Annotated in this window: 23 protein-coding genes and 3 pseudogenes; 18 read left to right on the top strand and 8 right to left on the bottom strand. The window is 70.1% G+C overall.

What is annotated here, in order from left to right; all coding sequences use genetic code 11:
* Positions 1 to 76: 76 nt before the first annotated feature.
* Positions 77 to 868, top strand: coding sequence for a DUF4412 domain-containing protein (locus IPN03_18965; protein MBK9375736.1), 792 nt, complete (start codon positions 77 to 79; stop codon positions 866 to 868).
* Positions 869 to 941: 73 nt separating this feature from the next.
* Here the strand turns inward: IPN03_18965 and mgtE are convergent, their stop codons facing one another.
* Positions 942 to 2,312, bottom strand: a complete 1,371-nt coding sequence (gene mgtE, locus IPN03_18960; protein ID MBK9375735.1) for a magnesium transporter — start codon at positions 2,310 to 2,312, stop codon at positions 942 to 944.
* A gap of 230 nt (positions 2,313 to 2,542) precedes the next feature.
* Here mgtE and IPN03_18955 point away from each other — a divergent pair, with 230 nt between their 5' ends.
* The 5 genes from IPN03_18955 to IPN03_18935 all read left to right on the top strand — a co-directional run bounded on the left by IPN03_18955 (position 2,543) and on the right by IPN03_18935 (position 7,372).
* Positions 2,543 to 4,000, top strand: a complete 1,458-nt coding sequence (locus IPN03_18955) for a response regulator (protein ID MBK9375734.1) — start codon at positions 2,543 to 2,545, stop codon at positions 3,998 to 4,000.
* A 9-nt stretch (positions 4,001 to 4,009) separates the two neighbouring features.
* Positions 4,010 to 4,954: a transposase gene (locus IPN03_18950; protein ID MBK9375733.1), complete on the top strand. Its 945-nt coding sequence runs from the start codon at positions 4,010 to 4,012 to the stop codon at positions 4,952 to 4,954.
* A 22-nt stretch (positions 4,955 to 4,976) separates the two neighbouring features.
* Complete coding sequence (locus IPN03_18945; protein ID MBK9375732.1) at positions 4,977 to 5,645, top strand: NAD(P)H-binding protein; 669 nt, start codon at positions 4,977 to 4,979, stop codon at positions 5,643 to 5,645.
* An 82-nt stretch (positions 5,646 to 5,727) separates the two neighbouring features.
* Entirely contained in the window at positions 5,728 to 6,462 is a 735-nt protein-coding gene (locus tag IPN03_18940; protein MBK9375731.1) for a YIP1 family protein, read from the top strand.
* Complete coding sequence (locus IPN03_18935) at positions 6,431 to 7,372, top strand: DUF2752 domain-containing protein (protein MBK9375730.1); 942 nt, start codon at positions 6,431 to 6,433, stop codon at positions 7,370 to 7,372. Before IPN03_18940 ends, IPN03_18935 begins: the two co-directional genes overlap by 32 nt.
* 498 nt (positions 7,373 to 7,870) lie before the next feature.
* On the opposite strand, the gene IPN03_18930 is transcribed toward IPN03_18935, so the two are convergent.
* A complete protein-coding gene (locus IPN03_18930; GenBank protein MBK9375729.1) occupies positions 7,871 to 8,746 on the bottom strand; it encodes a hydroxyacid dehydrogenase in 876 nt (291 codons plus the stop codon).
* A 121-nt stretch (positions 8,747 to 8,867) separates the two neighbouring features.
* Between IPN03_18930 and proB the strand changes: the two genes are divergently transcribed.
* From proB to IPN03_18915, 3 genes and pseudogenes are all read left to right on the top strand, one after another.
* The gene (gene proB / locus IPN03_18925) at positions 8,868 to 9,875 is read left to right on the top strand and encodes a glutamate 5-kinase (protein ID MBK9375728.1); all 1,008 of its coding nucleotides are present in this window, start codon (positions 8,868 to 8,870) and stop codon (positions 9,873 to 9,875) included.
* Complete coding sequence (locus tag IPN03_18920; GenBank protein ID MBK9375727.1) at positions 9,872 to 10,063, top strand: hypothetical protein; 192 nt, start codon at positions 9,872 to 9,874, stop codon at positions 10,061 to 10,063. The genes proB and IPN03_18920 overlap by 4 nt, the downstream gene beginning before the upstream one ends.
* Positions 10,060 to 11,361: pseudogene (locus IPN03_18915) on the top strand (glutamate-5-semialdehyde dehydrogenase). The gene IPN03_18920 and the pseudogene IPN03_18915 overlap by 4 nt, the downstream one beginning before the upstream one ends.
* Positions 11,362 to 11,408: 47 nt before the next feature.
* Here the strand turns inward: IPN03_18915 and IPN03_18910 are convergent.
* The 3 genes and pseudogenes from IPN03_18910 to IPN03_18900 form a co-directional block, all read right to left on the bottom strand.
* Positions 11,409 to 12,732: pseudogene (locus tag IPN03_18910) on the bottom strand (sodium:alanine symporter family protein).
* A 70-nt stretch (positions 12,733 to 12,802) separates the two neighbouring features.
* Complete coding sequence (locus tag IPN03_18905; protein MBK9375726.1) at positions 12,803 to 13,798, bottom strand: FAD-dependent oxidoreductase; 996 nt, start codon at positions 13,796 to 13,798, stop codon at positions 12,803 to 12,805.
* Positions 13,795 to 14,034, bottom strand: coding sequence for a hypothetical protein (locus tag IPN03_18900; GenBank protein MBK9375725.1), 240 nt, complete (start codon positions 14,032 to 14,034; stop codon positions 13,795 to 13,797). The genes IPN03_18905 and IPN03_18900 overlap by 4 nt, the downstream gene beginning before the upstream one ends.
* A gap of 207 nt (positions 14,035 to 14,241) precedes the next feature.
* On the opposite strand from IPN03_18900, the pseudogene IPN03_18895 reads away from it, so the two are divergent.
* From IPN03_18895 to IPN03_18860, 8 genes and pseudogenes are all read left to right on the top strand, one after another.
* Positions 14,242 to 15,608, top strand: a pseudogene (locus tag IPN03_18895) (MFS transporter).
* 352 nt (positions 15,609 to 15,960) lie between these two features.
* A complete protein-coding gene (locus IPN03_18890) occupies positions 15,961 to 16,749 on the top strand; it encodes an NAD-dependent epimerase/dehydratase family protein (protein MBK9375724.1) in 789 nt (262 codons plus the stop codon).
* Positions 16,746 to 17,522: a CPBP family intramembrane metalloprotease gene (locus IPN03_18885; protein MBK9375723.1), complete on the top strand. Its 777-nt coding sequence runs from the start codon at positions 16,746 to 16,748 to the stop codon at positions 17,520 to 17,522. Before IPN03_18890 ends, IPN03_18885 begins: the two co-directional genes overlap by 4 nt.
* Positions 17,523 to 17,917: 395 nt before the next feature.
* Positions 17,918 to 19,645, top strand: a complete 1,728-nt coding sequence (locus IPN03_18880) for an inositol phosphorylceramide synthase (protein ID MBK9375722.1) — start codon at positions 17,918 to 17,920, stop codon at positions 19,643 to 19,645.
* 644 nt (positions 19,646 to 20,289) lie between these two features.
* Positions 20,290 to 20,634, top strand: a complete 345-nt coding sequence (locus tag IPN03_18875; protein ID MBK9375721.1) for a hypothetical protein — start codon at positions 20,290 to 20,292, stop codon at positions 20,632 to 20,634.
* Positions 20,635 to 20,935: 301 nt separating this feature from the next.
* Entirely contained in the window at positions 20,936 to 21,181 is a 246-nt protein-coding gene (locus IPN03_18870; protein ID MBK9375720.1) for a hypothetical protein, read from the top strand.
* Positions 21,182 to 21,183: 2 nt separating this feature from the next.
* Positions 21,184 to 22,029 (top strand): hypothetical protein, encoded by an 846-nt coding sequence (locus IPN03_18865; GenBank protein ID MBK9375719.1) that lies wholly within the window; start codon positions 21,184 to 21,186, stop codon positions 22,027 to 22,029.
* Between the two features lie 121 nt (positions 22,030 to 22,150).
* The gene (locus tag IPN03_18860) at positions 22,151 to 22,414 is read left to right on the top strand and encodes a hypothetical protein (protein MBK9375718.1); all 264 of its coding nucleotides are present in this window, start codon (positions 22,151 to 22,153) and stop codon (positions 22,412 to 22,414) included.
* A gap of 274 nt (positions 22,415 to 22,688) precedes the next feature.
* Here the strand turns inward: IPN03_18860 and IPN03_18855 are convergent, their stop codons facing one another.
* Positions 22,689 to 23,402 carry a DUF1801 domain-containing protein gene (locus IPN03_18855; GenBank protein MBK9375717.1) on the bottom strand — a complete coding sequence of 238 codons (714 nt, stop codon included), beginning with the start codon at positions 23,400 to 23,402 and terminating at the stop codon, positions 22,689 to 22,691.
* Between the two features lie 386 nt (positions 23,403 to 23,788).
* Here IPN03_18855 and IPN03_18850 point away from each other — a divergent pair, with 386 nt between their 5' ends.
* Positions 23,789 to 23,962 (top strand): hypothetical protein, encoded by a 174-nt coding sequence (locus IPN03_18850; GenBank protein ID MBK9375716.1) that lies wholly within the window; start codon positions 23,789 to 23,791, stop codon positions 23,960 to 23,962.
* Between the two features lie 306 nt (positions 23,963 to 24,268).
* Here the strand turns inward: IPN03_18850 and IPN03_18845 are convergent, their stop codons facing one another.
* Together IPN03_18845 and IPN03_18840 are read right to left on the bottom strand one after the other, a co-directional pair.
* Positions 24,269 to 24,415 carry a hypothetical protein gene (locus tag IPN03_18845; GenBank protein ID MBK9375715.1) on the bottom strand — a complete coding sequence of 49 codons (147 nt, stop codon included), beginning with the start codon at positions 24,413 to 24,415 and terminating at the stop codon, positions 24,269 to 24,271.
* 152 nt (positions 24,416 to 24,567) lie between these two features.
* Positions 24,568 to 25,603, bottom strand: a 1,036-nt coding sequence (locus IPN03_18840) for a hypothetical protein (GenBank protein MBK9375714.1), incomplete at its 5' end; no start/stop codon positions are given.

The raw sequence follows: 25,603 nt of genomic DNA, 5'->3' as shown, positions 1-25,603 counted from the left end.
CGCCACCGGCGATGCGGGGAGTAGACTTTCGGTTCGATTCGACCGCACACCCTCGCATTCGCGAAAGGAGATTCCCGTGAAGACGATCCTCCGGTTTTCCCTCGCCGTTCTTCTCGTCCTCCCGCTCTCGGCCGCCGCGCAGTGGGAAGGCGTCCTCGACATGAAGATCAGCGGCAAGGACATGAACGGCTCGTCGAAGGCGCTCATCGGCAAGGCGGGTGCGCGGATGCAGATCGAGATGACGAACGCCCAGCTCCAGCAGGCTCAGGGCGGCGGCATGAAGATGGTCGTGCTGACCCGAACGGCCGAGCCCGACATCTCCTACATGATCAACGACGCGCAGAGGAGCTACGCGCGGATCGACGTGAAGGAGATGCAGAAGAGCCTTCCCAGGTCGGAGCAGGACAAGAAGTGGACGGTGAAGCGCCTCGGCCCCGACAGCGTCGCCGGCTTCGCGTGCCAGAAGGCGCTCGTGGCCCAGGAAGGCGAGACGTCGGAGAACGAGGTCTGCATCTCGAAGGAGATCCTCGGACCCGCCTCGATGTTCAACTCGGCCCGGCGCGGAGCGGGGGGGCAGGGTCTGGAGATCGCGCTGAAGGCCAACGGTCTCGAGGGAATGCCGATCCGCATGATCATGCGCGAGAAGGGGAAGGCCGAGGCGTCGATGAAGTGGGAGCTCGTGAAGGCCGAGAAGCGCTCCCTGCCGGCCTCGACGTTCGAGGTTCCGGCGGGCTACAAGGAGACGAGCATGATGGGCACGATGATGTCTCCCGAGCAGCAGAAGCAGATGGAAGACGCCATGAAGAACCTCACGCCCGAGCAGCGGAAGATGATGGAAGAGATGATGAAGAAGGGCGGCAAGAAGTAGCGCCGTACCCGATTCCGTTTCGGACCCCGCCGCCGCCGGTCTTGCCGGCGGCGGTCGTGCGTCCGGGGGTCCGTCAGATCTCCCTCAGGACCGCCTTGGCGATGGCCATGTAGATCGCGAGGCCCGTCGCGTCGACGAGGGTCGCGATGAGAGGGGCCGAAGCGACCGTCGGGTCGAAGTGGAACCTCTCGGCCAGGAGCGGCACGAGGGCCCCCATCGCGTTCGCCCAGATGCAGACGGCCAGGACGGTCAGCCCCACCGTGAGCGCCAGGCTCGGACCGACCCCCCAGAGCGAGACCCGCGCGATGGCGACGGCGCAGAGGATGCCGCCGAGGATCAGGCCCGAGCTCATCTCCCGGACGGCGACGCGGAGAACGTCCTTCACGTGGACCTGCTTGAGCGCCATCGCGCGGATGATGGTGGAGACGGTCTGGCTCCCGGCGTTGCCCCCGGTGCCGATGATGAGCGGTATGAAGAACGAGAGGGCGACGACCTTCGACAGCTCCCCCTCGAAGTGCTGCAGGACGGTGCCGGTCAGCGTGCCCCCGATGAACAGAAGGAGGAGCCAGCCGAGCCGGCTCCTCACGACGCGGGTGAGCGGGGCGCCGAAGTAGTCGAACTCGTGCTTCTCGTCCGGGTCGCTCGGCGCGGCGACCGCGCCCATCGCGAGCGCGGCCTCGGTCTCGCGGGCGACGAGGACGTCGACGACGTCGTCGACGGTGACGACCCCGAGCGCCTTCCCGTCCTCGCTGACGACCGGCATCGCGTTGAAGCCGTACTTGGAGACGAGGCGGGCCACCTCTTCCTGCGGGGTCGTGGGCGAGACCGAGATGACGTCGTGCGTCATCAGCTCCCAGACCCTCCTCTCGGGCTCGGCGGGGAGGAGCTTGCGGAGCGACATGACGCCGACGAGACGCCCCTTCTCGCTCACGGCGTAGAGGTCGGCGACGGTGGCGACCTCGGGGTCGATCTTGCGCAGGTGCGCCATCGTCTCGGCGACCGTCCAGTCGGGGCCGACCTTCACGAACCGGTCGGTCATGAGGCGGCCCGCGGTGCCGGGTTCCCAGGCGAGCAGGCCGCGCGCGGCCGCGGCGTCCTTCGCCGACATCCGGTTCAGCACCGGAAGGCGTCGCTCCTCCGGGAGGAAGGAGAGGAGGCGGGCGGAGTCGTCGGGCTCGAGCGAGTCGAGGGCCTGGGCGATCTTGGACGGCGGGAGGCGCGTGAGCGCCATCCGGAGGACGCCGCCCCCGAGGTAGGAGAGGACCCCGCCGAGCTGGTCCTCGTGGAGCTGCTCCAGCACGGGGATCCGGTCTTCCCTGGGAATCGCCGCGAGCAGGTCGGCCACGTCGGCCGGGTGGAACTCGAGCAGTCCCTCGCGCAGAGCCGCCGGGTCGTCGCGGACGATCTCGAGGACGTCGGGACCGAGGAGCTCTCCGATTCTCACGCCGGGCGAGTGTAGACCGGCTTCGTGAAGCTCCGGCGCCGGATGAGGTCACGTCGAGGTCCGGCCAACCCGAAACCGACTGACGAGCCGAGGCGGGACGTTCCGTGGCGCTTCGCTGCGCGACGGGCCTAGAATCGTTTCAACGCGGCATGTGCGAGGCGGGACGCGGAGACCGCGACCGTCGCCCTTTCGGACGCGGAGGCGGGAATGGTCGAACGGAGGATGCCCTGATGGCCCACGCGGGGAGGGTCCTCGTCGTCGACGACGACCCCGTGAACCGGGCCATCCTCGTCGGCAGCCTCGAGGCGCAGGGCTACGCGTCGGGCGTGGCGTGCAACGGGCGCGAGGCGCTGCGGGCGCTGAGGACCGGGGAGTACGACGTCGTCCTCCTCGACCTCGTCATGCCGGTCCTCGACGGATTCGAGGTCCTCCGCACGATGAAGGAGGACGGCCGCCTCCGCTCCCTGCCGGTGATCGTCGTGTCCGCCCTCGAGGAGATGGAGAACGTCGTCCGCTGCATCGAGATGGGGGCGACCGACTACCTGCCGAAGCCCTTCGACCCGGTGCTCCTCAGGGCGCGGCTGAAGTCCTCGCTCGCGGCCAAGCGGCTCTACGACGTCGTCGAGGCGCACGTCGTGGAGATCGAGGCGCTGGCCGAGCAGCTCAAGGTGAGGAATCGTTTCATCCAGGAGACGTTCGGCCGCTACCTCTCCGACGCCGTCGTAGCCGAGATCCTCGAGTCGCCCGACGGGCTGAGGCTCGGAGGCGAGAAGCGCAAGGTGACCATGCTCATGTCCGACCTGAGGGGCTTCTCGGCGATGGCCGAGCGGCTCGCGCCGGAGCAGGTCGTACGGGTCATCAACAACTACCTCGGAACGATGGCCGAGGTCATCCTCGCCCACGACGGGACGATCGACGAGTTCATCGGAGACTCGGTTCTCGGCTTCTTCGGGGCGCCCGTGACCCGGGCGGACGACGCGCGGCGGGCCGTCGCCTGCGCCCTCGCGATGCAGAAGGGAATGGACCGCGTCAACGGCCGGAACCGCGACGAGGGGCTTCCCGCGGTCGAGATGGGGATCGCCGTCCATACGGGCGACGTCGTCGTCGGGAACATCGGGTCGGAGAAGAGGGCCAAGTACGGGGCGGTGGGGGGGCACGTGAACCTGACGGCGCGCATCGAGAGCTACACCTGCGGCGGCCAGGTCCTCATCTCGGAGAAGACGCTCGCGGAGGCGGGAGAAGGGGTCGTGACGGGGGGCTCGCTCTCCGTCAGGGCGAAGGGCTTCCCCGAGCCGGTCCGCGTCCACGACCTGCTCGGCCTCGAGGAGGCGCCGTGCCTCCACCTCGAGCGGCGGGCCGAGGCGTTCTGGCCGGTCGATCCGCCGCTCGGGGCGGTGTTCACCGTCCTCGAGGGCAAGCGCATCGGGCGTGACGAGGAACCGGCCGAGATCGTCGGCCTCTCGCGCTCCGGGGCGGAGCTGAGGTCAGAGGCCACCGTCGAGGCCCTCTCCGACCTCAAGCTGCGCATCGTCGGCAACAGCGGTCTCCTCGCGGGCGATCTCTATGCCAAGGTGGTCCCCGTTTCCGACGGACTCCCCGGATTGACCCGCCTGCGCTTCACCTCCGTCCCCGTCGAGCTCGAGCCCCTCCTGAGCCGATTGGGGTCAGGTCTTGATTTTCTATTGTAGAATCGTCGCATGGCACGTCCCCTCCGACTCGAGCACCCCGGCGCCATCTGGCACGTCACCGCGCGCGGGAACGAACGCGGCGACGTATTCCGCGACGACGTCGACCGGGAGGAGTTCCTCTCCGTCCTCGGACGAACGGTCTCCCTCTACGGCTGGCGCCTCCACGCCTACGTCCTGATGGGGAACCACTACCACCTCCTCGTCGAGACGCCCGAGCCGACCCTCTCGCGAGGGATGCGCGACCTGAACGGCGTCACGACGCAGCGCTTCAACCGCCGGCACGGCCGGGCGGGGCACCTCTTCGAGGGCCGGTTCAAGGCGATCCTCGTCGAAAGAGACGCGCACCTGCTGGAAGTCGCCCGCTACGTCGTGCTGAACCCGGTGAAAGTCGGCTTCGCCCGAACGGCGGCGTCCTGGCCCTGGTCGAGCTACAAGGCCACGGCCGGCCTCGTCGAGGGTCCCGAGTGGCTCGACACCGCGTGGACGCTCGAGCAGTTCGGCCGGAGACCCGCCGAGGCGCGCCGGCGCTACGTCGCCTTCGTGGCGGAAGGGAAGGGCTCCGGCTACGACCCGTGGAGCCAGCTGCGCGGGCAGGTCTTCCTCGGGTCCGAGGAGTTCTCCCGCGAGGCGGGACGGAAGGCGAACCGGAAGTCCGCGGCCAAGGAAGTGCCGCGGGCCCAGCGCGAGCCGGTGACGAGGGCGCCGGAGGAGGTCGCGGCGGTTTTCGCGGCCTCGAGGAAGATCGCCCTCGAGCAGATGGCCGCTGCCCCGCGCAAGCACCTCGTCGATCGCGCTCTTCTCGCCTGGGCGCTGCGTTCCCGGTCGCGCGCGCCCCTCGCCGCGATCGCCGGGCTCCTCGGCGTCGGCGTCGCGCAGGCCTCCGTCCTCGTCCGGCGGGGCGAGACGCTCGCCGGCCAGGACGCGAAGCTGGCGGCGTTCGTAGAGAAGCTCTGATGGGCTCGGCCGAGCCGCTATAATGGAAAATCAAGACCTGACCCCATTCCTCGTCGCGGGGGCGAGCGGGCTCGTGGGGAGCGCGCTCGTGAGGCGACTGCTCGCGGACGGAACGGGTCCGGGCGTGGTGGCCGTGGTGCGGCGGCCGCTCGGAGGCGCGGGGGGGCGCCTGACGGAGGTCGTGGCGGACTTCGGGCGCCTCGAGGCCGTCGCGGTGCCGTCCGTGCGGACGGCGCTCTGCGCCCTCGGGACGACGATCGCGAGAGCGGGCTCCGAGAGCGCGTTCCGCGCGGTCGACGTCGACGCCGTGGCCGCCTTCGCGCGGCTGGCGCGCCGCGCCGGAGCGACCCGCTTCCTCCTCGTGAGCGCCCTCGGGGCCGACCCGCGGTCGAGAGTCTTCTACAACCGGACGAAGGGCGAGGCGGAAGAGGCGGTGAAGTCGGTCGGCTTCGACGGGGTCGCCCTCTTCCGTCCGTCGCTGCTCGTGGGGGAGCGTGCGGACAGCCGGCCCGCCGAGCGGGCGGCGATCGTGGCCTCGGGCCTCGTCTCGTGGGCGATGGCCGGGCCGCTCGCGCGCTGGAAGCCGGTTCCGGCGGAGGTGGTCGCCGCCGCGATGGTCGCGGTGGCGGGCGGCAGGCTCACCGGCGTGCGGATCGTGGAGAACGACGAGATACACCGGCTCGGGGCGTGACGGCCGAGGAGGCGCCGCCCGGACCGGCTGTAGAATCGAGAATCAAGACCTGACCCCTTGACGTCCTTCGAAGGAGCACGACATGTCGAGCGACATCCCGGGCATTCCTCCACCGCCGACGCCGCCCCTGCCGCCTCCGCCCCCGCCGCCGTACGGCGCCGTCCCGCAGGAGGGGCTCCCGTGGGAGCGGCGCGCCGAGCTGGGCTTCGTCAACGCGTTCCTCGAGACGATCAAGCTCTTCATCACGAACCCCGCGGACGCGTGGCAGCGGACGAAGGAGAAGGGCGACTACGCGGAGCCGCTCATCTTCGCGATCCTCGTCTCGTGGATCGGCATCGCCGTCTCCAGCGTCTGGAGCGGCCTCTTCGGGCAGGCGTGGACGGCGTTCCTCCCTCCGGAGATGAAGGAGAAGCTCGGCGGAGCGATGGCGACGAACGCCGGCGCGCTCCTGATCCAGGTCGGGCTCGCGCCGATCCTCGTCCTCATCGGGCTCTTCGTCGGCGCGGCGATCTACCACGTCAGCTTCCTGATCGTCGGCGCGACGAAGGACTCGACCTCCGGCTTCGAGGGAACGTTCCGCGCCGTCTCCTACGCCTCGGTCTCGAACCTGGCGAACGTCATCCCGTTCGTCGGCGGCCTCGTCGCCGTCGTCTGGAACCTGATCCTGATGGTGATGGGGGCCGTCCGGATGCACCGGACGACGCAGGGGAAGGCGATCGCGGGGGTCCTGATCCCGTTCGCCGTCTGCTGCGTCTGTATCGTCGTCGTCGTGGCGGTCGTCATCGGTGGTCTCGCGGCGGCGTTCGCGGGGCGATGACGGCGTGACCGAGCCCGGCGAGGCGGCGGCCGGCGACCCGCGGCGGCCGGCCGCCGTCCAGCTCGGGTTCCTCTGGGGGGCGGCCGCGGCGTGCGCGGCCGCCCTCGCCCTCGCGGCGCCGGGCCTGGTCTCGCGCGCGGCGTCGGCGCTCCCGCCTTGCCTGGCAAAGGCCCTCACGGGCGTCCCCTGCCCGGGGTGCGGAAGCGGACGGGCGACCCTCGCCCTCGCCCGGCTCGACCTGCCCGCCGCGTTCGTCTGGAACCCGCTCTTCTCCCTGGCGGCGCTGCTGTTCGTGGCCGGCGGTGCCGTGGCGCTCGCGCTGGCTCTCTCCGGGCGCGGCGTGCCCGCGCCACGGACGGCCTCGCCCTTCGGGCCGCGCTGGTTCTCGCGGTCGTCGCGAACTGGGCCTGGCTGGTCTTCGACGGGCGATGAAGCCCTCCCGCGACCCGTCAGTGGACGAGAGGCGGGTCCTCGCCCCCCCCCCCCCCGTCGTCGCCGTCCCGAAGAGGTCCGGGCTCGATCGGTTCGTCCCGTAGCGCGGAGAGCTCCTCGGCCTCCCAGGCCGCGAGGCGCGCGGCGCGTCGTCCCCGGGCGACCCGCACCGCCCAGGCCGCGAGGAAGACGATCCCGAGCCACACGGCGGCCGTCGACGTCAGGATCGGAAGCCAGCGCTCGAGGCTCCGGCGCGACGTCCAGAAGACCGCCGTCTCGTCGCGGAACGCGACGCCCGTGGCGCTCCGGAACGCCTCCTCGAAGGGCTCTCCCCCGGCCATCCGGCGAAGGACCCGCTGCGGGAAGGCCGACCCGTGCCGGGCGAGGAGGTCCCCGAAGAACGCCGAGGAGAGCGCGTAGGCCCTGTTCGCGTCACTCCGCCCTCCGTGGAAGAGCCCGTCGACCTGCGCGAACCTGAGGCGCGGCCCGGTGAGGATGGCGAGCGCCTCGCGCACGTCGTCCTCGATCACGCGCTCGCGCCCCGCGGCCATCGCGAGCCCCTCGTCGAACCAGCGGGGCACCATCCGCCCTCCCGCGGCCCGGAACGTCAGGACGTGGGCCACTTCGTGCCGCACGACGTCGGGTAGCCCGTCGTCCGGCCAGACCGGGGTCCGCGTCGGGATCAGGACGACCATCCCCGCGGACGGGTCCGCGTAGGCCACGGCCCAGGAGGGGGCGCGCCGGGCGAGGGGGCTTCCTTCCGGCGCGACGAGGACCCGAACGTCGCCCGGGTCCCAGAAGCCCGTCAGCTCCATCGCGGGGACGAACGCCTTCGGGTCGAGCCGCTCCACCTCCCGCGCGTACGCGGCGAGAGCGGGAGGCGCCTCGACGAGGAGGCGGGGCGGAGCCGAAACGGCGACGGCGGCCCCGAGGAGGGCCGCCGTCCCGACCAGGAATCGTGAAACGAATCGCGCCGTCAGCGCTTCCACTTCTTCAGGATGTCGATGACGTTGTCCCCGATCCGCAGGAGGTTCTCCTTCGAGGAGCCGCCGATGTGCGGGGTCATGACGACGTTCGGGGCCGTGAGGAGCGGGCACGACGGGTCGGGCGGGTCGCTGTAGAAGACGTCGGTCGCGTAGGCGCGGACCTTCCCGCTCTTCAGCGCCTCGGCGAGGTCCTCCTCGACGACGACCTTGCCGCGGGCGGTGTTCACGAGGATGACGCCGTCCTTCATCTTCGCGATCGCGTTCTTGTCGATCATCCCCTTCGTCTCCGGGGTGAGCGGCAGGTGGATCGAGATGTAGTCGGAGAGCGCGAAGAGCTCGTGGTCGTCCTCCACCATCTCGGCGAGGGCGTGGTTGGAGATGTAGTGGTCGTGCGCGACGACGCGCATCCCGAACGCCAGGGCGCGGCGGGCGACCTCGGTGCCGATGAGGCCCGCGCCGAGGAGGCCGAGCGTCTTGCCGTAGAGCTCGGTCCGCTTCAGCTCCTTCTTCAGGAACTTCCCTTCCTTGATGCCGTTGTGCCCCTCGATGATCCGGTTGGGGACGGTCATCATCAGGGCCATCGTCAGCTCGGCGACGGCGATGGACGAGGCGCGCGGGGTGTTCCGGACCTCGATGCCCTTCGAGCGGGCGGCCTCGACGTCGATGTTGTCGAGGCCCACGCCGCCCCGGATGATGAGCTGCAGGTTCGGAGCGGCATCGAGGTACTCCTTCGTGACCTTCGTCTTCGACCGGACGAGAAGGACCTCCGCTTCGGCGATCTTCGCCGCCTCCTGCGTGACCTCTCCGAACGGCGAAAGGCGGCCGGGGAGGGAGTCATCGAAGGCGTCGGCGATCAGGATCTTCATCTCTTCCTCCTGGTGAGTTCGGGCGCCGCGGCGCCCGGAGGCATTCTAGGCCGGAAGGAAGGGCAGGAGCCTTCCCGCGTCTGCTCCGTCCGGTCGGGTGAAGGGGAGCTAGGATTCGACCATGAATCCTGAGATCGAGTTTCCCGCGGCCCGGCTCGCCGCGGCCCGCGCCCGCGTCTCGGCCGCCCGAAGGGTCGTCGTGAAGGTGGGGACGAACGTCGTGATGGGCGACGACGGCGCCCTCGCCCTCGGGCGCCTCTACGGCCTGATCGAGGCTGTTGCCGGAGAGCGCCGGAAGGGCCGGGAGATGGTCGTCGTCTCCTCCGGCGCGGTCGGCCTCGGGGCCCAGCGGCTGGGGCTTTCGGGAAAGCCGAAGACGCTCGCTCTCAAGCAGGCCTGCGCGGCGATCGGGCAGGGGCGGCTCATGTCGATCTGGTCCGACGCGTTCGAGAAGGTCGGCGTCACCGCGGCGCAGGTCCTCCTGACCGAGGACGACTTCTCGAGCCGCGGCCGCTATCTCGCCCTGAGGGCGACTCTCGAGGAGCTCATCTCCCTGGGCGTCGTCCCGGTCCTGAACGAGAACGACACCGTGGGGACGGCGGAGCTGGAGGCGCCGGCCGGGCACGTCTTCGGCGACAACGACAAGCTCTCGGCCCTCGTGGCGAGCAAGGTCGGGGCGGACCTCCTCGTCATCCTCTCCGACGTCGACGGCCTCCACACCGCCAACCCCGCCCGGAATCGCCTGGCGCGGCGCATCCCCGTCGTCGCGGAGGTGAGCCCCCGGGTCCGCGCGCTCGCCGAAGGGGCCGGCGCCCGGGGACGGGGCGGGATGGCCACCAAGCTCGAAGCGGCTGCCATCGCCACCGCCTCCGGCGCCCTCGCGGTCGTCGCGAGCGGCCGCAGGCCCGGCGTGCTCGAGGAGATCCTCGCCGGAGGGGATGCCGGGACGCTCTTCCTTCCGAAGAGCACCCTGACCGGCAAGAGGCGCTGGATCGCCTGGGCGGCCCTCCCGGCCGGAGCGATCCACGTCAACGACGGCGCCCGCGCGGCGCTGGTCACCGGCAAGGCGTCGCTCCTCCCCGCCGGCGTCACAGCGCTGGAAGGGGAATTCGAGAAGGGGACGTCGTGAGGATCCTCGGGAGCGACGGGGCGGAGTTCGCTCGCGGACAGGTGAACTACGGCCGCGACGACGCTTCCAGGCTCGTCGGCCGGCGCTCGGGCGAGGCGCGGGAGGGAGTCCCCAGGGGCTACGACGCCCTCGTGACGCGCAACAACGTCGTCGTGAGAGAGGCGGCAGGGGAGGAGGAGGCGCAATGAGCACGGACGTCCGCAAAGCCGCGGAGAGCGCGAAGGCCGCTTCCCGCAGGCTCGCCACGCTCGCGCCGCGTTCGAAGAACGCCGCGCTCGACGAGATCGCCGCACGCCTCGAAGCCGACGCCGTCGCGATCCTGGAGGCGAATGCAGCCGACGTCGCCGAGGCCGAAGCGCTAGCAGCCTGCGGCGAGATGACGGAAGCGCTCCTGTCGCGGCTCCGGCTCGACGCAGCGAAGCTCGCCGGGATGGCCGACGGCGTCCGTGCGGTGGCGCGGCTCGAGGACCCGGCAGGCCGCGTCCTCTCGCGGACGCTCCTCGACGACGGCCTCGTCCTGGAGAAGGTCTCCTGCCCGCTCGGGGTCCTGGCAGTCGTTTTCGAGGCGCGTCCCGATGCCGTGACGCAGATCTCGGCGCTGGCCATCAAGTCGGGGAACGCCGTGATCCTTAAGGGAGGCCGCGAGGCGGCGCGGAGCACGGCGGCGCTCGTCGACGCGATCCGGGCGGGCCTCACCAGGGCCGGGATACCCGAGGACGCCGTCCAGTCCATTCCCGACCGCGAGTCGGTCGACGCCCTCCTCGCTCTGGACGACCTCGTCGACCTCGTCATCCCGCGCGGCTCGAACGCGCTGGTCCGGTCGATCCAGGCGCGGACGCGGATCCCCGTCCTCGGCCACGCCGACGGGGTGTGCCACGTCTACGTCGACGCGGCGGCGGACCTGGAGATGGCGCTCGCCATCGTCCTCGACGCCAAGCTGACCTACCCGGCGGCCTGCAACGCCGTGGAGACCGTCCTCGTCCACCGCGCGACCGTGGCCGACGTGATGCTGCCGCTCCTCGGAACTCTCCTCGAGAAGGGGGTCGAGGTGCGCGGCTGCGAGGAGACCTGCGCCGCGGCGCACGGGCTACCGGTCACCCCGGCGACGGAGGAGGACTGGCGGACGGAGTACGGCGCGCCGGTCGTCTCGGTGAAGGTCGTCGAGAGCCTCGACGAGGCGATCGCCTGGGTGAACCGCTACGGCTCGTCGCACACCGAGGCCATCGTCACCGGCGACCGTCTCGCGGCGGAGCGGTTCCTCGCCGAGGTGGACGCCGCGGGCGTCTACCACAACGCGTCGACCCGCTTTGCCGACGGCACCCGCTACGGCCTCGGCGCCGAGGTCGGGATCGCGACCGGCAAGCTCCACGCGCGGGGTCCGGTCGGCCTCGAGGGGCTCGTCACGTACAGGTGGCTCCTCAGGGGGCACGGCCAGGTGTCGGCGTCCTACGGGCCGCAGGGGAGGCCCTTCCGGCACGAGAAGCTCCCGTTCACTGACGGCGGCGGTCGGCGACCCCGTCCGGGCCACTCGGCTCACTCCTCGGGCGCGGTGTTGTTGAGGTTCCCGGGAGTCAGGTACTTCCTCGTCTCCGAGGCGATCAGGCCGTTCAGGACGAGGAGCGAAACGAGGTTCGGGATTGCCATCAGTCCGTTGGCGATGTCGGCGAACGACCAGACGGCCGGGGGCGGCGACCCAGAGGACGCGGTAGGGTCGGACGATCCGCGGACCGAAGAGGTACTCGGCGGCCTTCTCGCCGTAGTACGACCAGCCGAGGATCGTCGAGAAGACGAACGTCAGGAGGCCGATGGTCAGGACGATCGGGCCGACGTGCGGGATGTGGCTGAAGGCCGTCTTCGTCAGCGCCGCCCCCTTGAGCCCGGCGTGCCAGTCGCCCGAGTTGACGACGACGAGGCCGGTCATCGCGCAGACGACGACGGTGTCCCAGAAAGTGCCGGTCGAGGAGACGAGAGCCTGGCGCACGGGGTTTTTCGTCATCGCCGCGGCCGCGACGATCGGCGCGCTGCCGAGCCCCGACTCGTTCGAGAAGAGGCCGCGCGCGACACCGAAGCGGATCGCCTCCTTCATGCCGGCTCCGAGAAACCCGCCGATGGCGGCCTGCCCGCTGAACGCGCTCGAGAAGATGAGGCGGAACGCCGCGGGGAGCGTCTCCCAGTGCAGCACGAGGAGATATGCGCAGCCGAGGACGTAGAAACCCGCCATGAACGGGATGAGGAGCTCGCAGACGCGGGCGATCGACTGGATGCCGCCGAGGATGACGATCGCCGTCAGGATCGCCATGAGAGCGCCGCTGACCCACGGCGAGATGCCGAACGTCTCCTGCGCGAGGGAGGCGATGGAGTTCGCCTGAACCGTGCAGCCGATGCCGAAGGCGGCGACGGAGGTGAGTGCGGCGAAGATCACGCCGAGCCACTTCGCGTTCATCCCCCGCTCGAGGACGTACATCGGGCCGCCGCACATCGCGCCATTCGCGTCTTTGACCCGGAAGCGGACGGAGAGGAGCGCCTCGGAGTACTCCGTCGCGATGCCGAACACGCCGGTCAGCCACATCCAGAGGACGGCGCCGGGGCCGCCGGCGGCGACGGCCGTCGCGACGCCGACGATGTTCCCGGTCCCGATCGTCGCGGCCAGAGCGGTCGTCAGCGCCCCGAACTGGCTGACGTCACCGGCGCCCTCCTTCTCCCGGCTGAAGGAGATCCTGATGGCGGTCCAGAGGTGCCGCTGGGGGAAGCCGAGGCGGATCGTCAGGAAGAGGTGGGTCCCGAAGAGCAGGATGATGAGGGGCCAACCCCAGATGAAGTCGCTGCCCCTGGCCAGAAACTGCTCGATGGCCGCCATGCCGTCCTCCTAACGAAAGAGAAGCGGGGAGGTGCCCTCCCCCGAGAGCCGCCCGGCAGGATAGTCGAGATCAGCCGGCGTCGCTCGCGTGCCCTTCGCCAGCTCGGAGACGGCCGTGAGGGCGGCGTGGCGGTACATGTCCGAGAGCGTCGGGTAGTTGTAGAGCGACTCGGCGATCTCGTGGGCCGTCGCCTGCATCTTCAGGTAGGCCTGCCCGATGTGGACGAGCTCGCTCGCCGAGTGGCCGACGATGTGGACGCCGATGAGGCGGGCGGTCGCCGCGTCGAAGACGAGCTTCAGGAGCCCCTGGGTGTCGCCGATGATCTGGCCGCGGGGGTTCATCCGTAGTGGCCCCGGCCGACGACGTAGTCGATCCCTTTTCCTTCAGCTTCTCCTCGGTCTCGCCGACGTAGCTCACCTCGGGGATCGAGTAGATGGCAAAGGGGATGTTCTCGGTGCTGGCCGAAGCGCGGGCCAGGCCGAACGCATGGCGCATCGCGCGCCGCCCCTGCTCCATCGAGGTCGAGGCGAGGGCCGGGTAGCCGATGACGTCGCCGACGGCGTAGATGTGCGGGTGGGTGGTCTGGAGCTCCTCGTTGACCGTCAGGAGGCCGTACTTGTCGGGGGCGAGGCCGATCGTCTCGAGGCCGAGGTCCTTCGTGTTGCCGTCGCGTCCGACGCAGTAGAGGAGGACGTCGGAGGTGATCCGGCGCCCCTGCCTCGTCTCGATCGTCACCCGGGGAGACGCGCCCGGGACCGGCTCGACGCGGACGTAGCGGTCGTCGTGGAGGATCTCGACGTGCAGCTCGCCCAGCTCGCGCTCGAGGATCGAGACGATCTCCCGGTCGAGGTAGGGGAGGAGCCGGTCCCGCGTGTCGACGAGCGTCACGTAGACGCCGAGCGCCGCGAAGATGGAGGCGTACTCGATGCCGATGACCCCGGCCCCGAGGACGGTCATCGTCTTCGGCATCCGCGGGAGCTTCAGGATCGTGTTGCTGTCGAAGACGCTCTCGGCGTCGAACGGGACGTCGGCGGGGCGGTTCGGGCTCGACCCGGTGGCGATCACGACGACCTCGCCTCGGAGCGTCCCCTTGCGCCGACCGTCCTTCCCTCGACGGCGACGGTCTTCGGGTCGAGGAAGCGGCCGTGGCGCCGGAAGACCTGGATCCGGTAGCGCCCGAGCGATGCGTTGATCATGTCCAGCTCGCGCTGGACGACGAGCCGCTCGCGGTACATGAAGTCGGCCACCGTGACGTCGTCCGTCACCTCGGTCTGGAAGCCGTGGAGCCGGTGGCGCGTCATGCCGAGGAAGAAGAGGGCGCTCTCGCGGAGCGTCTTCGAGGGATCGTTCCCCAGTTCACGCGGGCTCCGCCGACGACGGCGGCCTGCTCGACGAGCGCGACGCGCTTGTGCGCCTTGGCGGCCTGGATGGCGGCGCGCTTCGCCGCCCGGGCCGCCGCCCAGGACGACGACGTCGAAATCGGAACTGGTGGGTGAAGGAGTCACGGCATGGATGGTAGCAAGGAGGGGTCCGAAGCCGGCCGCCGCTGCGCCGAGGCGGAGGGAGTATCGTCCGGCGCCATGTCCGAACTCGCCGCCCCGGCCGCCGACCCGCGTCCCCTGCCGCCCGCCTTCTACCGCTGGCTCGTGCTGCTCTCGTGCAGCCTGGCGATGTTCGGCAACTACTACGTCTTCGACGCCCTCTACCCGGTGACGCCGCTCCTCGAGAAGGCGTTCGGCTTCACGGGCGCGCAGGTGGGGCTCCTCGACACGGCCTACAACGTCGCGGCGCTCCTGACGCTCATCGCGGGGGGCGTCCTGATCGACCGGATCGGCGTGGCCGCCTCGGCAGTCCTCTTCGGGACGATCGGCGCCGTGGGGAGCCTCGCGATCGCCGTCCTGCCGGCGCTCCTTCCCGGTTCCGAGTGGGCCGGGATGATGGTCGGGCGCTTCCTCCTCGGTATCGGCTCGGAGCTCTTCATCGTCGCGGCGACGACCGTCGTGGGCAGGTGGTTCAAGGGCAAGGAGATCTCCTTCGCCCTCGCGATCCAGCTCCTCATCGCGCGGCTCGGTTCGTGGGCCGCCGACAAGTCGCCCGACTTCGCGAAGTCGCTCTTCGGCAGCTGGCAGCCGCCGCTCCTCCTCGCCGCGTGCCTCAGGCTTCTCTGGCTCGTCTTCGCCATCGTCTACGCCGGCGCTCGAGCGGCGCGGCCACGAAGGCCTACGCCGTGTCGCGGCCCGGTGCGACAGACAAGCTCGTCTGGTCCGACCTCGTCCGTTTCGACATCGGCTACTGGTGGGTCGTCGGGCTCTGCGTCGCCTTCTACGCGACGATCTTCCCGTTCCGGACGTTCGCGAACTTGTACTTCATCGAGGCCAAGGGGCTGTCGCCCGAGGCCGCGGGGAACCTGAAGTCGATCCTCCCGCTCCTCTCGATGATCGGCATGCCGCTCTTCGGCCTCCTGGCCGACAAGATCGGCAAGCGCGCGCTCCTGATGGCGGCCGGCTCGGCGCTCCTCGTCCCGCCGTTCTTCCTCCTCGTCGGCACCTCCATCTCCCCGACGATCCTGATGGGGATGCTCGGCCTCGCGTTCGCGCTCGTCCCCGCCGTCCTCTGGCCCGCCGTCACCTACCTCGTCCCCGAGGCCCGCCTCGGCTCGGCCTACGCGCTCATGACGTTCTGCCAGCAGGTCGGCTGGGCGGGAATGAGCTGGGGCCTCGGCCTTCTGAAGGACGGCTCTGGCGCGAGCGCCGCGAACCCGGCGGGCTGGAACCCGGTCATGTACGCGCTGGGGGCGCTGGCCATGCTCGGCTTCGTAGAGAGGGCCGACGAGCCACGGGCTCGAGGCGGTGACGCCCACGTCGGCAAAGGGTGAGGCGCCGGAGGACATCAAGCCGATCTGAGGGGCGGAGGTCGGTCGGGCGCCCGCCCCATCGGGTACGCTAGGGCATTCGTGAGCGACTCTGCCGTCCACCTCCGAACCAGGACCGCGACAGGGACGCGTCTCAGGACGTGAGCGCAGGGCCGGTCTTCGTCACGGGCGGCACGGGGTTCGTCGGCGGCCGGCTCGTGGAAGCGCTCCTTTCTGGTGGGCGGCGGGCGGGCGCTGGCGCGAACGACGAGCGAGCGGCCGCGAGCGGCGCCGGTGACGTGGAATGGATAACGGGCGATGTTCTGGACCGCGATTCCTCCGGCGAGGCATGGCGGGGTGCGCCGAGGTGTTCCACTTGGCCGCCTACGCGAAGAACTGGTCGAAGGACCCTTCGACGTTCTTCCGGGTCAACGTCGAAGGCGCCCGCAACGTCTTCGAGACGGCGCCTCAGGCCGGCGTCCGGCGCCTCGTCTACACCTCCACGGTCGTCGTCTTCGGTCCGACGCCTCCGGGAGTCGTGGGCGACGAGGCGATGCCGAGGGCGACGCCCCGGTTCTTCACGGAGTACGAGGAGAGCAAGGCTCTGGCCGAGAAGGAGGCCCCGGAGAGAGCGTCGCGGGGCCTTCCGGTCGTGATCGTCCACCCTACGCGCCTCTACGGGCCGGGGCCGCTGACGGAGGGCAACTCGGTCTCGCTGATGATCGACCAGTACGACCGCGGTCGTTTCCCCGCGTTGCTCGACGGCGGCGGAGACGTCGGGAACTACGCGTTCATCGACGACGTCGTGAAGGGGCACCTCCTGGCGATGGAGAAGGGGAGAGTCGGGGAGCGGTACCTCCTCGGCGGCGAGAACGTTCCGCTGAAGGGCCTCTTTTCGCTCGTGGACGAGGTGACGAATCGAAAGCACTTCCGGGTAAGCCTGCCCCCCTCGCTGGCGCTTCTATATGCGGGTCTCGAAGAACGCAAGGCGGAATGGCTCGGGGTCTACCCGAAGGTCACCCCGGGATGGGTCGAGACGTTTCTCGCCGACTGGGCCTTCACGAGCGCGAAGGCCGAGCGCGAGCTCGGGTACCGGATCACGCCCCTCAGGGAGGGGCTCCGCCGGACCCTCGACTGGCTGCGCGGACAGAGGGACCGCGGATGACGTCGCGTGAGACGACTGGGACGAAAGAGTCGAAAGCGACGACAGGGACAATGGTCGCGACGGAGACGACGCCGTCCGTCGGCGACCTGTGGAGCCCCATCGACCGGAAGACGACGATCGTCCTGCTGGCCGTGACCCTTCTCGGAATTCTCTTCAGGTACTTCGGGAGCAAGCCGTTCTACTTCCGCCACCTGGCCTCCTCGTTCGCGCTCGGTGGAAACCGGGAGCTGACCGCCGGGCTCTACCACTTCGGCTCGGCCTTCGTCTTCTTCGGGCTGATCCCGGCCCTGATCGTCACGCTCGTCTTCCGGGAGCCGCTCGCGGCGTGGGGTGTGCAGGCGGGCGACCTGTCGTGGGGCTGGAAGGCCTTCACGGTCGTGACGCCCGTGATGTTCGCGCTCCGCTTCTTCGCATCGAAAGACTCGGAGTTCCTGGCCGAGTACCCGCTGAACCGCGCCGCGGGCAACGGCCCGCTCGCGTTCGCGTTCCATGCCATCGCCTACCTCGTCTTCTACGTCGGCTGGGAGTTTGGCTTCCGGGGATTCGTGCAGTTCGGATTGCGCGACCGGATGGGTGACTGGAACGCCATCCTCGTCCAGGCCCTCGCGTCTTCGCTCCTCCACGTCGGCAAGCCGTTCGGGGAGACGGTGGGGGCGGTCCTGGGCGGCCTCGTCTGGGGCATCGTCGCGTTCCGGTCGCGCTCTCTTCTCGTTCCTCTGCTGACCCACTGGTTGCTGGGCCTGTCCCTCGACCTCTTCATCGTCTCCCGCTGACGGTGGCGGTCGATCGCGTGCAGGTCGAGGCAAAGGGCTCCGGGCGGCCGGCCTTCGGGCCGTTCGAGCTTCGGCCGGCCGACGTCGTCATCCTGGCGGCGCTCGTGCTCTTCAGCCTTCTCGCCGTCGGCGGGAGGGCGACGGTTGAACGCTGGCCCCATCTCGTCGCCACGAACCTCGCCGTCGCCACGGCGGTCCTGGCCTCGTCAGCGCTCCTGGCGCGGCTTCGGCGGCCGCTTCCCGTCTTCGTTCTCCGCACGGTCACCGTCTCGCTGTCGTACGCCTACCTCTTCGAGGCCGTCGCCGGGCTGCAGCTGATCTTTCACGGCAGGTTCCGGGACGACCTGGTCCTCGCGCTCGAGGATCGCCTGTTCGGCGTCCAGCCCACGCTCTGGATGGAGCGCTTCGTCACGCCGTCCCTCACCGAGTGGCTGATGTTCTGCTACGTGATCTACGTGCCGCTCTACCCGGTCCTCTGCGGAATCCTCCAGTGGAAGCGGGGCGCCGCCGCCGTGGAGGAGTACTTCTTCACGCTCGGTCTCGCGAACGTCCTCTGCGACGTCGGGTTCATCCTCTTTCCGGTGGCGAGCCCGATGTACTGGATGCCCGACCGCTTCCGCGTGCCGCTCGAGGGCTGGGCCTTCACCTGGGCGGGAGAGCTGATCCGGACCCGGACCCACTTCGCGGGCGGCTCGATCCCGAGCCCCCACGCCGCGGCGGCGACGGTCATGTGGCTGATGGCCTGGAAGCACCACCGAACGACGTTCTGGATCCTCTCGCCGGTCATCCTGTCCCTCTACGTCTCGACGGTGTACGGCCGGTTCCACTACGCCACGGACGCGGTCGTCGGTATCGCGACCGGAGTCCTTGCCGCGATCCTGGCGCGCCGCTCCTGCGTGCCTGGGCGGCGGCTCGTGTCCGGGATCACCGTCCTCCCGCCAGCTGGCACGGCATTCGCTAGACTTCCGAAATGGAGGAACCATGAGACTCCAACTTCGACCCGTAGCCCTGCTCGCCCTCGCGGCGATCCTTCTGACTTCACCGCCCGCCGCGGCCCAGTACGACCGCAACTACTACGACGGCGACGAGCGCGACGACGGCATCCGCCAGTCCGTGGCCCGCGTCTCCTGGTTCCAGGGGGAGGTCTCGTTCAACCGGGGGGACGACCCCGACGACTGGCAGGCCGCCTCGATCAACTACCCGATGACGCTCGGCGACCGGATCTGGGCCGCCAGCGACGCGCGCGTGGAGCTTCAGCTTCGCGGCGGCACGGTCTACCTCGGGCCCGAGTCGGAGCTGGGCGCGCTCGACCTGGCCCGGGAGGTCAGGCAGCTCTCGCTCACCCTCGGTACGGCCACCTTCCGGATTCGCCGGATGGAGCGGGACGAGATCTTCGAAGTGGCGACTCCGAACGTCTCCGTGACGTTCGAGACTCCCGGCACCTACCGGATCGACGTCGACGAACGGGGAGACAGCCGCGTCTCTGTCTTTCAGGGACGGGCCTGGGTGGCTGCCGCCGGTGGTCAGCTTTCGCTGGAACGGGGCGAGCGGATCCGTATCCGGGGTATCGACCGCCCCGACTACGACGTCATCCGGATCACCCGGACCGACAGCTGGGACCGCTGGGTGGAGAACCGTGCCCGACGTTACCGCACGGTTCGTTCGGCCTCGTACGTGCACCCCGACATCTACGGAATCGACGACCTCGACGCGTACGGCTCGTGGGAAAACAGCGCCGAGTACGGAAACGTCTGGTATCCGCGAGGATGGCCGCCGGCTGGGAGCCGTACCGCTATGGGCGCTGGATCTGGCGCGACCCGTGGGCTGGACGTGGCTCTCCTCCGAGCCCCGGGGCTGGGCGCCGTACCACTACGGTCGCTGGGCCGTCGCGCGGGGACGCTGGTGCTGGGTCCCCGTCGGGCCGCACTCCCGCTATCCGGGTTACTCCCCGGCCGTCGTCGGGTTCGTGGGCGGTGGCGCGGGCTGGTCCATCTCCGTCTCCGCGGGCGGGTTCGTCGGCTGGTTCCCGCTCGGGCCCCGGGAGCCGTTCGACCCATGGTGGTACCGCGCCGGTTCGAGGGAGAACGTCACCAACTTCAACTACGCCTATCGGGGACGTGTGACCGTCGTCTCCCGCGACGTCTTCGTTCGCGGCGGGCGGGTCGATCGCGACGTCGTGCGGGACACGAGGGTCGTGAACGAGGTTTCCCGGGCGCCCGTTCTTCGCGGGCCGATCCCGGTCCTGCCGACCCGCGCGTCGATCCGCGTCAGCACCGTCGCCGTCCAGGGGCGCGCCGCGGTCAGGCCGCCGGAGCAGATCGGACGGCGCGAGGTCGTCACTCGCTCGATCCCGCCGCCGGCCCCCCCGTCCTTCGACCGCAAGCTCGAGGTGATCCGGGAAAGGGGAGGAGCGCCGGTCCAGGCCGACGAGGCGCGCCGCCTCACTTCGGAAGGTCGCCGCGGAGAGACGCGCGTTCAGCCGGTCCGGCCGGCTGGCAGGGACGAAGTCGCGCTGAAACCCCGGAGCGACGCGACGACGACTGCGACGACGCGCCAGCCTCAACCGCTGCCCCAGTCCGCGGAGCGACTCCCGTGAGACCGCCATCCCCCGGTCGGTCGTGACGAGGTGCCGCCCGCCCGCGCGCCGGAGCCCCGGCGTGAGGTCGAGCCGACGAGCCCGGCGTACGAGCCCCGGCGTGGCGACGTCCCCGCTCCGACGCCTCAGCGGGGGTGGGCCCTGGCTCCGACGTCCGCACCAAGGAGGGATGTGGCGCCGACAGTCCCCGTCCCGGAACAGAGACCCGAGCGCCACGACGTGGCGAGGCCTCCGGAGCGGAACTACGACCGGCCGACTCCCGTGCCGACGCCGAAGGTCGGAACGTGGATCGCTCCCGAGCCCCGGCGCCAGCGCGTCGAGACGGCGCCGGTACCTGCCAGTCCCGTCGAGCCCGACGTGAGGAAGGCGGAGCCGAGAAGGGCTGCACCGGCAACGACCGAACCAGGTAAGGCAGAGCCGAAGAAGGTCGAGGAGGGACCGACCGCGACACCTAGGCCGAAGAGGGAGACTACGCCTCAGCCGCGCAGGGTGGAACCAGACGGAACGAGAGGCTGAGGGCCTGAACCCGTCAGCCCTGGGACTGGTGAGCGGCGGCACATGGGCGTGTCCGCGACTCTCGACGTCCGGACCGAACCCCAGGACATCGCAGAGTGTAGAACGTAGACCAGACCCCTCCGCGCGGTATCATGAACTCCATGCGGGTGCCGGTCACGGAGCGGACGCGGGAGATCGGCATCCGGCCCGCGATGGGCTGGAGCGCCGTCCAGCGGTGCGTTGCCCTGTGCCTCTCCTTCGTTCCCGTCAGGCTGGGCGCTCCAGGCGCCGTGGTGGAGGACGTGGCTCCCGGCACCCCATCGTGGCGGTGCAGGTCAACCGGCACGACGTCTTCGACCTGGACGACCCGTCCACGTCGGCGTGGCCCTATCGCTGGGTCAACGCCCTGCACATCCTCACCCGCGAGGACTTCATCCGCCGCCTGCTGCTCTTCAAGGTGGGCGATGTCCTCGATCCGGCGCGGCTGGAGGAGACCGAGATCATCCTGCGAAGCACAGGATTCCTGAACCCGGTGAGCATCTCGGCGCGGCCCGCCCCGGCGGGGTAGAAGTGATCGTCGAGACGCACGACCAGTGGACGTTGGCCGTGAACCTCAGCTTCGGTGTGGAGGGGGATCGCCGGTCCGGCACGGCCGGAATCAAGGACGACAACTTCCTGGGGCTCGGCAAGAGCCTCCTCTTCGATATTTCGGACGAACCCGAACGGACCTCCACGACGATCCGCTACAGGGACATCACGTTTCTGGGCAGCCGCTGGCAGCTCGAGCTGGAGCATCAGAAATCCACCGACGGGTTCGCGGATCACTTCCAGTTCGAATACCCGTTCTTCTCCCTTTCGACTCCGCGGGCCGGCGGCGTCGAGTGGGCGCGCCAGGAATCAACGGAATACCTCTGGTCGGACGGCGAGAAGCGGGTCGAGGGTGACGCGGACACGCAGGCCTGGGAGGTGTGGGGGCTTCGGCTGCCGGGAGGCGACGTTCGGATCAACCGTCTCCTGGTGGGAGCCTTCGGTGAAAGCGCCCACTTTCGAAACTGGCAAAGCCTATACGGCTTGCCCTACCCGCAGCCGAAGGACCGCGACCTGGTGGGTCCGGAGGTGGGCTGGGAACGCACGACCTTTCGCTGGAAGGTCGTGCACGGCTTCCGCGCCTGGTTCAGGCAGGAGGACCTGGCGCTCGGACCCAACTGGAAGGTCATGACGGGACTCTCGCTGCCTCTATTCGGCGGCGACAGCGCTCGCTCGCTATCGGGTGTCGTTCGACTCCGGGACAGCTCTCGGGGCAGGTCTTCACCTGGCAGCGCGCAGCCTTCACGGGACGGGTCGAGAACCGCGGCCTGGCAAACGTGGTCAGCCACGTCGAGCTGGGCGGCGCCCTCACCGGCAGGGCGGGCCTGAGAGGCCGGGTCGCTGCCGATTTCCGGCTACGCCCTCGACGGCGAGAGACAGCTCACCCTCGGAGCCGACACTCGGGCTTCGCGGGTACGACCCGAACACCTTCGACGGTACCTCGCGGGCGGTGGCCAACATCGAGTGGCGGCGGCGCCTCACCGGCGAGGTGCTGTCCCTGGCGGCCCCGGGGGTCGAGGTGTTCGCCGATTGCGGCAAGACGTGGGGAGAGCGCGTCGGGCCGTCCACGGAAGGATGGCGGAGCGACCTCGGAGCGGGCCTCCTGGTCGAGCTCACCCGGACTTCGAACGTGCGCATCGTGCGCTTCGAGATGGCGTTTCCGGATCGCGGCGGTGGGCCCGTCTACCTGATCACGACCGAGTCGCTGTTCTGACCGGGGTCCGGCGAGACGGCTCCGCGCGCCTCAGCAGCTCTCGTTCCAGTTGCGGGACTTCCCTGGCGACACCGAGAGTCGTCGCGGGCGCTTCGGCGGGTCTGTCGCGCTTGCTTCGGGATCCACTCGGCGTACTCACTTCCGGTGCGAGGGCAGGCCCGGAACGTGAGTTGGCGGCCCGTTCTGCTTCAGCGCGCTCGCGAGGTCGGCCGGGATGGCGATCGGCCAGCCTTGCGCGGGCTTCGGGCGGGCGGGTTCGTCCGAGGCGCCGGCTTCACGGCCTCGCGGAGGGGCGAAGAAGGTTCTCCTTCGGGAGGTCGGCGATCGCCGTGATGCGGCCGAAGCTGCCCATCATGGAGTCGCCCTTCGCCGTCCTTGCCAGGACCTCGACCATGTCCTTGTGCCAGAAGCCGAAGGTACAGTGGCCCTTGAAGGCCGCCATGCCGCAGAGGATCCTGCCTTCGTGGACGAACGAAGGCATGCTCCACTTCATCGTCTCCTCCACCCCGGGACACGCCTCGTGGACGAGGGCGCGAAGGTGCGACAGGACGGGCCGGGCGAAAGGGGCAGACTTCGCGATGTAGGCGTCGATGCGTGCGTCGGTGTTCTTCACCCGATCCTCCCCGTCCTCTCCGGACGGTGGATTCTCGCGCACGATCCTGCCTCCGACCGTCGCCTTCCCGCCTTGGGGGAGGGAGGCGACGGCGAGGAGGCCGAGCCGTCTGCCCGAGAAGCGGACCTGCGGGGAGTCCCCTCGGCCCGCCGCCGGGCGCCGACGGAAGCCGAGACCTCGGACGATGACCGGCCTCACCGTCGAGGCCGGTTGCGCGTCGAGCGGCCCGGAATCGGCAGGCGTATCTGGACTTGAAAGACCTGCGATCCGGCGCGCACCGTTTTCAATGCCCTGACCATGACTCGGACCGTGACTCCTTGCGCGACTCAGCCTCGGCCGGTAGAGTCCGGCGCAAATCGGGAGAGGAGTGTTCATGCACAAGAGTTTCGATCCCTGCTCGCCGTCGTTCTGGCCTCTGTCGTAGCCGCGGGCGCCGCGGCCGGCCAGGCGACCGACGACATCCGGCCCGCAGCCGCCCGCCGAAATGCGGGCACCGGTCCCCGCCGGTCCGATCTGGAAAGGGCCGAAGGCACTCCTCCTGGACAGCGGCCCGCTCGTGACGCACGTCGGCGGGGGCTTCGGCGGAGCCGACGCGTCCCAGGTGCAGAACACCAGCCTCCGGATGACCAGTCTCGGCTCACCGCCTCAACAGCGGGTGCCTTCCGGCTCACCGACGACTTCACCGTGCCGGCGGCGGATGGGTCTCGACGATCACGTTCTTTGCCTACCAGACGGGTGCGGCGGCCTGCACGCTCAACGATGTGAGGGTCCAGATCTGGAACGGTCCTCCGAACGCCGGTGGCACCATCGTTTTCGGCGATCTCACGACGAACCGGTTCGCTTCCTGCGCCCTCGTCAACATCTACCGGGACAGCGAGACCTCCGTGGTCAACAACCAGCGGCCGATCCAGGCTGCGAGACGGCGACGGTCGTGACGAATCTCGCCGCCGGAACCTACTGGGTCGACTACCAGCTCGGCGGAACCACTCGCCTCTGGTCCGTTCGTCCCGCCGATCACGATCATGGGGACGACCACGACGGGCAATGCCTTGCAGTGGAACGGGACGGCGTGGGTAGCCGCCAACGACAGCGGTTCGCTCACCCAGCAGGGGATGCGCTTGTCATCGACGGAACCCTGCTTCGGTCGAGCTCCAGAAATTCTCGATCGACTAGGGTTTTTCCTTCTCCGTTGGCTTGTGCTCCTGGCGGCGGGCGGCAGGGGATCCTGCCGCCGCCGTCGGCTACGGAGATCCGGCTCGAAAGGACCGGCCGCCGCGCTCGCCCCCTTCCGGGCCGAGCTCGACGAGCCAGTCGGCCGCGGCGAGGCCATCGCGGTGGTGCTCCACGACGACGACGAGGTGGCCTTCCGTCGCGGGCCGGCCGAGCACGCAGCAGCCGGGCGACGTCTTCGAATCCGAGGCCGCGCGTCGGCTCGTCGAGAGCACAGCGGTGCGGCCCGCGTGAGGCTCGGCGAGGAGTCGTGCCAGCCGGAGCCGCTGCCGCTCGCCCGAGGAGAGAGCGGCGGCCTCCTGACCGAGGCTCAGGTAGGAGAGGCCGATCTCGCAGAGGGCCCGGAGCGAGCGGCGATGGCCCGGTCGCCGTCGAACCAGGAGGCGAGGTCACCCACCGGTGCGTCGAGGATGTCGGTCAGGCTCCGTCCATCCAGGCGGCACGCGAGGACGTCGTCGGAGAACCGCCGCCCGCCACAGGCCTCGCAGCCGACGGTCACGTCCGGGAGGAGGTCCATCGCCACCGTGACGAGGCCCCGTCCCGCGCACGTCTCGCAGCGACCGCCGGGGGAGCTCGAGGAGAACGCCTTTGCCGTGAGCCTGCGCGCGCGCGCCTCGGGCGTCGCGGCGAACCGCTTCCGCAAGGGCTCGGCGATCCCTGAGAGCGTCGCCACGGTGCTCCCGCCGCCGACGGCGAGCTCCTCCTGGTCCGAGGAAAGGACTGCCTCGATCGGCACGTGCAGGTCGAGCGCCCGACAGCCGACAGGAGCGCCGCCGCGCATCGCGGCGCGGAGCGACGGGGCGAGTACCTCGAGGACGAGCGTCGACTTGCCGCTGCCGGACACTCCGGCCACGACGACGAGCCCGCCGGACGGGATCTCCACGTCGACGTTCTTCAGCGTGTGACGCGTCGCGCCCCGGATCGTGACGCCCGGTGAGAGGAGGCGCCGAGGGCCGCGGGCCGGCGAAGCCGTACGTACGAGCAGGCGGCTCGTATACGTAGAGGAATCTGCCGCGAGGGCCGACGGCCGGCCGGAGGCGACGACGAGCCCGCCGTCCGGGCCGGAGCCGGGGCCGAGCTCGACGACGTGATCGGCTGCTTTGACGAGGTCGGGGTCGTGCTCGACGACGACCACGGCGTTCCCGGCGTCGGAGAGCGCCTGCAGGAGGGCGGCCAGCCGGGCGGTGTCGCGCGGGTGAAGCCCCTGCGTCGGCTCGTCGAGGACGTACGTCACGCCGACCAGCCCGCCGCCGAGCGCGGCGGCAAGGCGAACCCGCTGCGCCTCTCCGCCCGAGAGCGTCGCCAGCTCGCGCTCCGGCGCGAGGTAGCCGAGGCCGGCGTCGCAG

It is taken from the genome of Holophagales bacterium (assembly GCA_016719485.1).
Classification (GTDB): domain Bacteria; phylum Acidobacteriota; class Thermoanaerobaculia; order UBA5066; family UBA5066; genus UBA5066.
The sequence above is the reverse complement of the archived record's forward strand: the minus strand, read 5'-3'. Positions and strand labels throughout refer to the sequence as shown.

Bases quoted from the DNA above. Each gene is read 5' to 3' on its own strand.
- IPN03_18955 (MBK9375734.1), top strand. From the start codon at position 2,543: ATGGCCCACGCGGGGAGGGTCCTCGTCGTCGACGACGACCCCGTGAAC.
- IPN03_18950 (MBK9375733.1), top strand. From the start codon at position 4,010: ATGGCACGTCCCCTCCGACTCGAGCACCCCGGCGCCATCTGGCACGTC.
- IPN03_18945 (MBK9375732.1), top strand. From the start codon at position 4,977: ATGGAAAATCAAGACCTGACCCCATTCCTCGTCGCGGGGGCGAGCGGG.
- IPN03_18940 (MBK9375731.1), top strand. From the start codon at position 5,728: ATGTCGAGCGACATCCCGGGCATTCCTCCACCGCCGACGCCGCCCCTG.
- IPN03_18930 (MBK9375729.1), bottom strand. From the start codon at position 8,746: ATGAAGATCCTGATCGCCGACGCCTTCGATGACTCCCTCCCCGGCCGC.
- proB (MBK9375728.1), top strand. From the start codon at position 8,868: ATGAATCCTGAGATCGAGTTTCCCGCGGCCCGGCTCGCCGCGGCCCGC.
- IPN03_18900 (MBK9375725.1), bottom strand. From the start codon at position 14,034: ATGACGCGCCACCGGCTCCACGGCTTCCAGACCGAGGTGACGGACGAC.
- IPN03_18885 (MBK9375723.1), top strand. From the start codon at position 16,746: ATGACGTCGCGTGAGACGACTGGGACGAAAGAGTCGAAAGCGACGACA.
- IPN03_18880 (MBK9375722.1), top strand. From the start codon at position 17,918: ATGGAGCGCTTCGTCACGCCGTCCCTCACCGAGTGGCTGATGTTCTGC.
- IPN03_18855 (MBK9375717.1), bottom strand. From the start codon at position 23,402: ATGAACACTCCTCTCCCGATTTGCGCCGGACTCTACCGGCCGAGGCTG.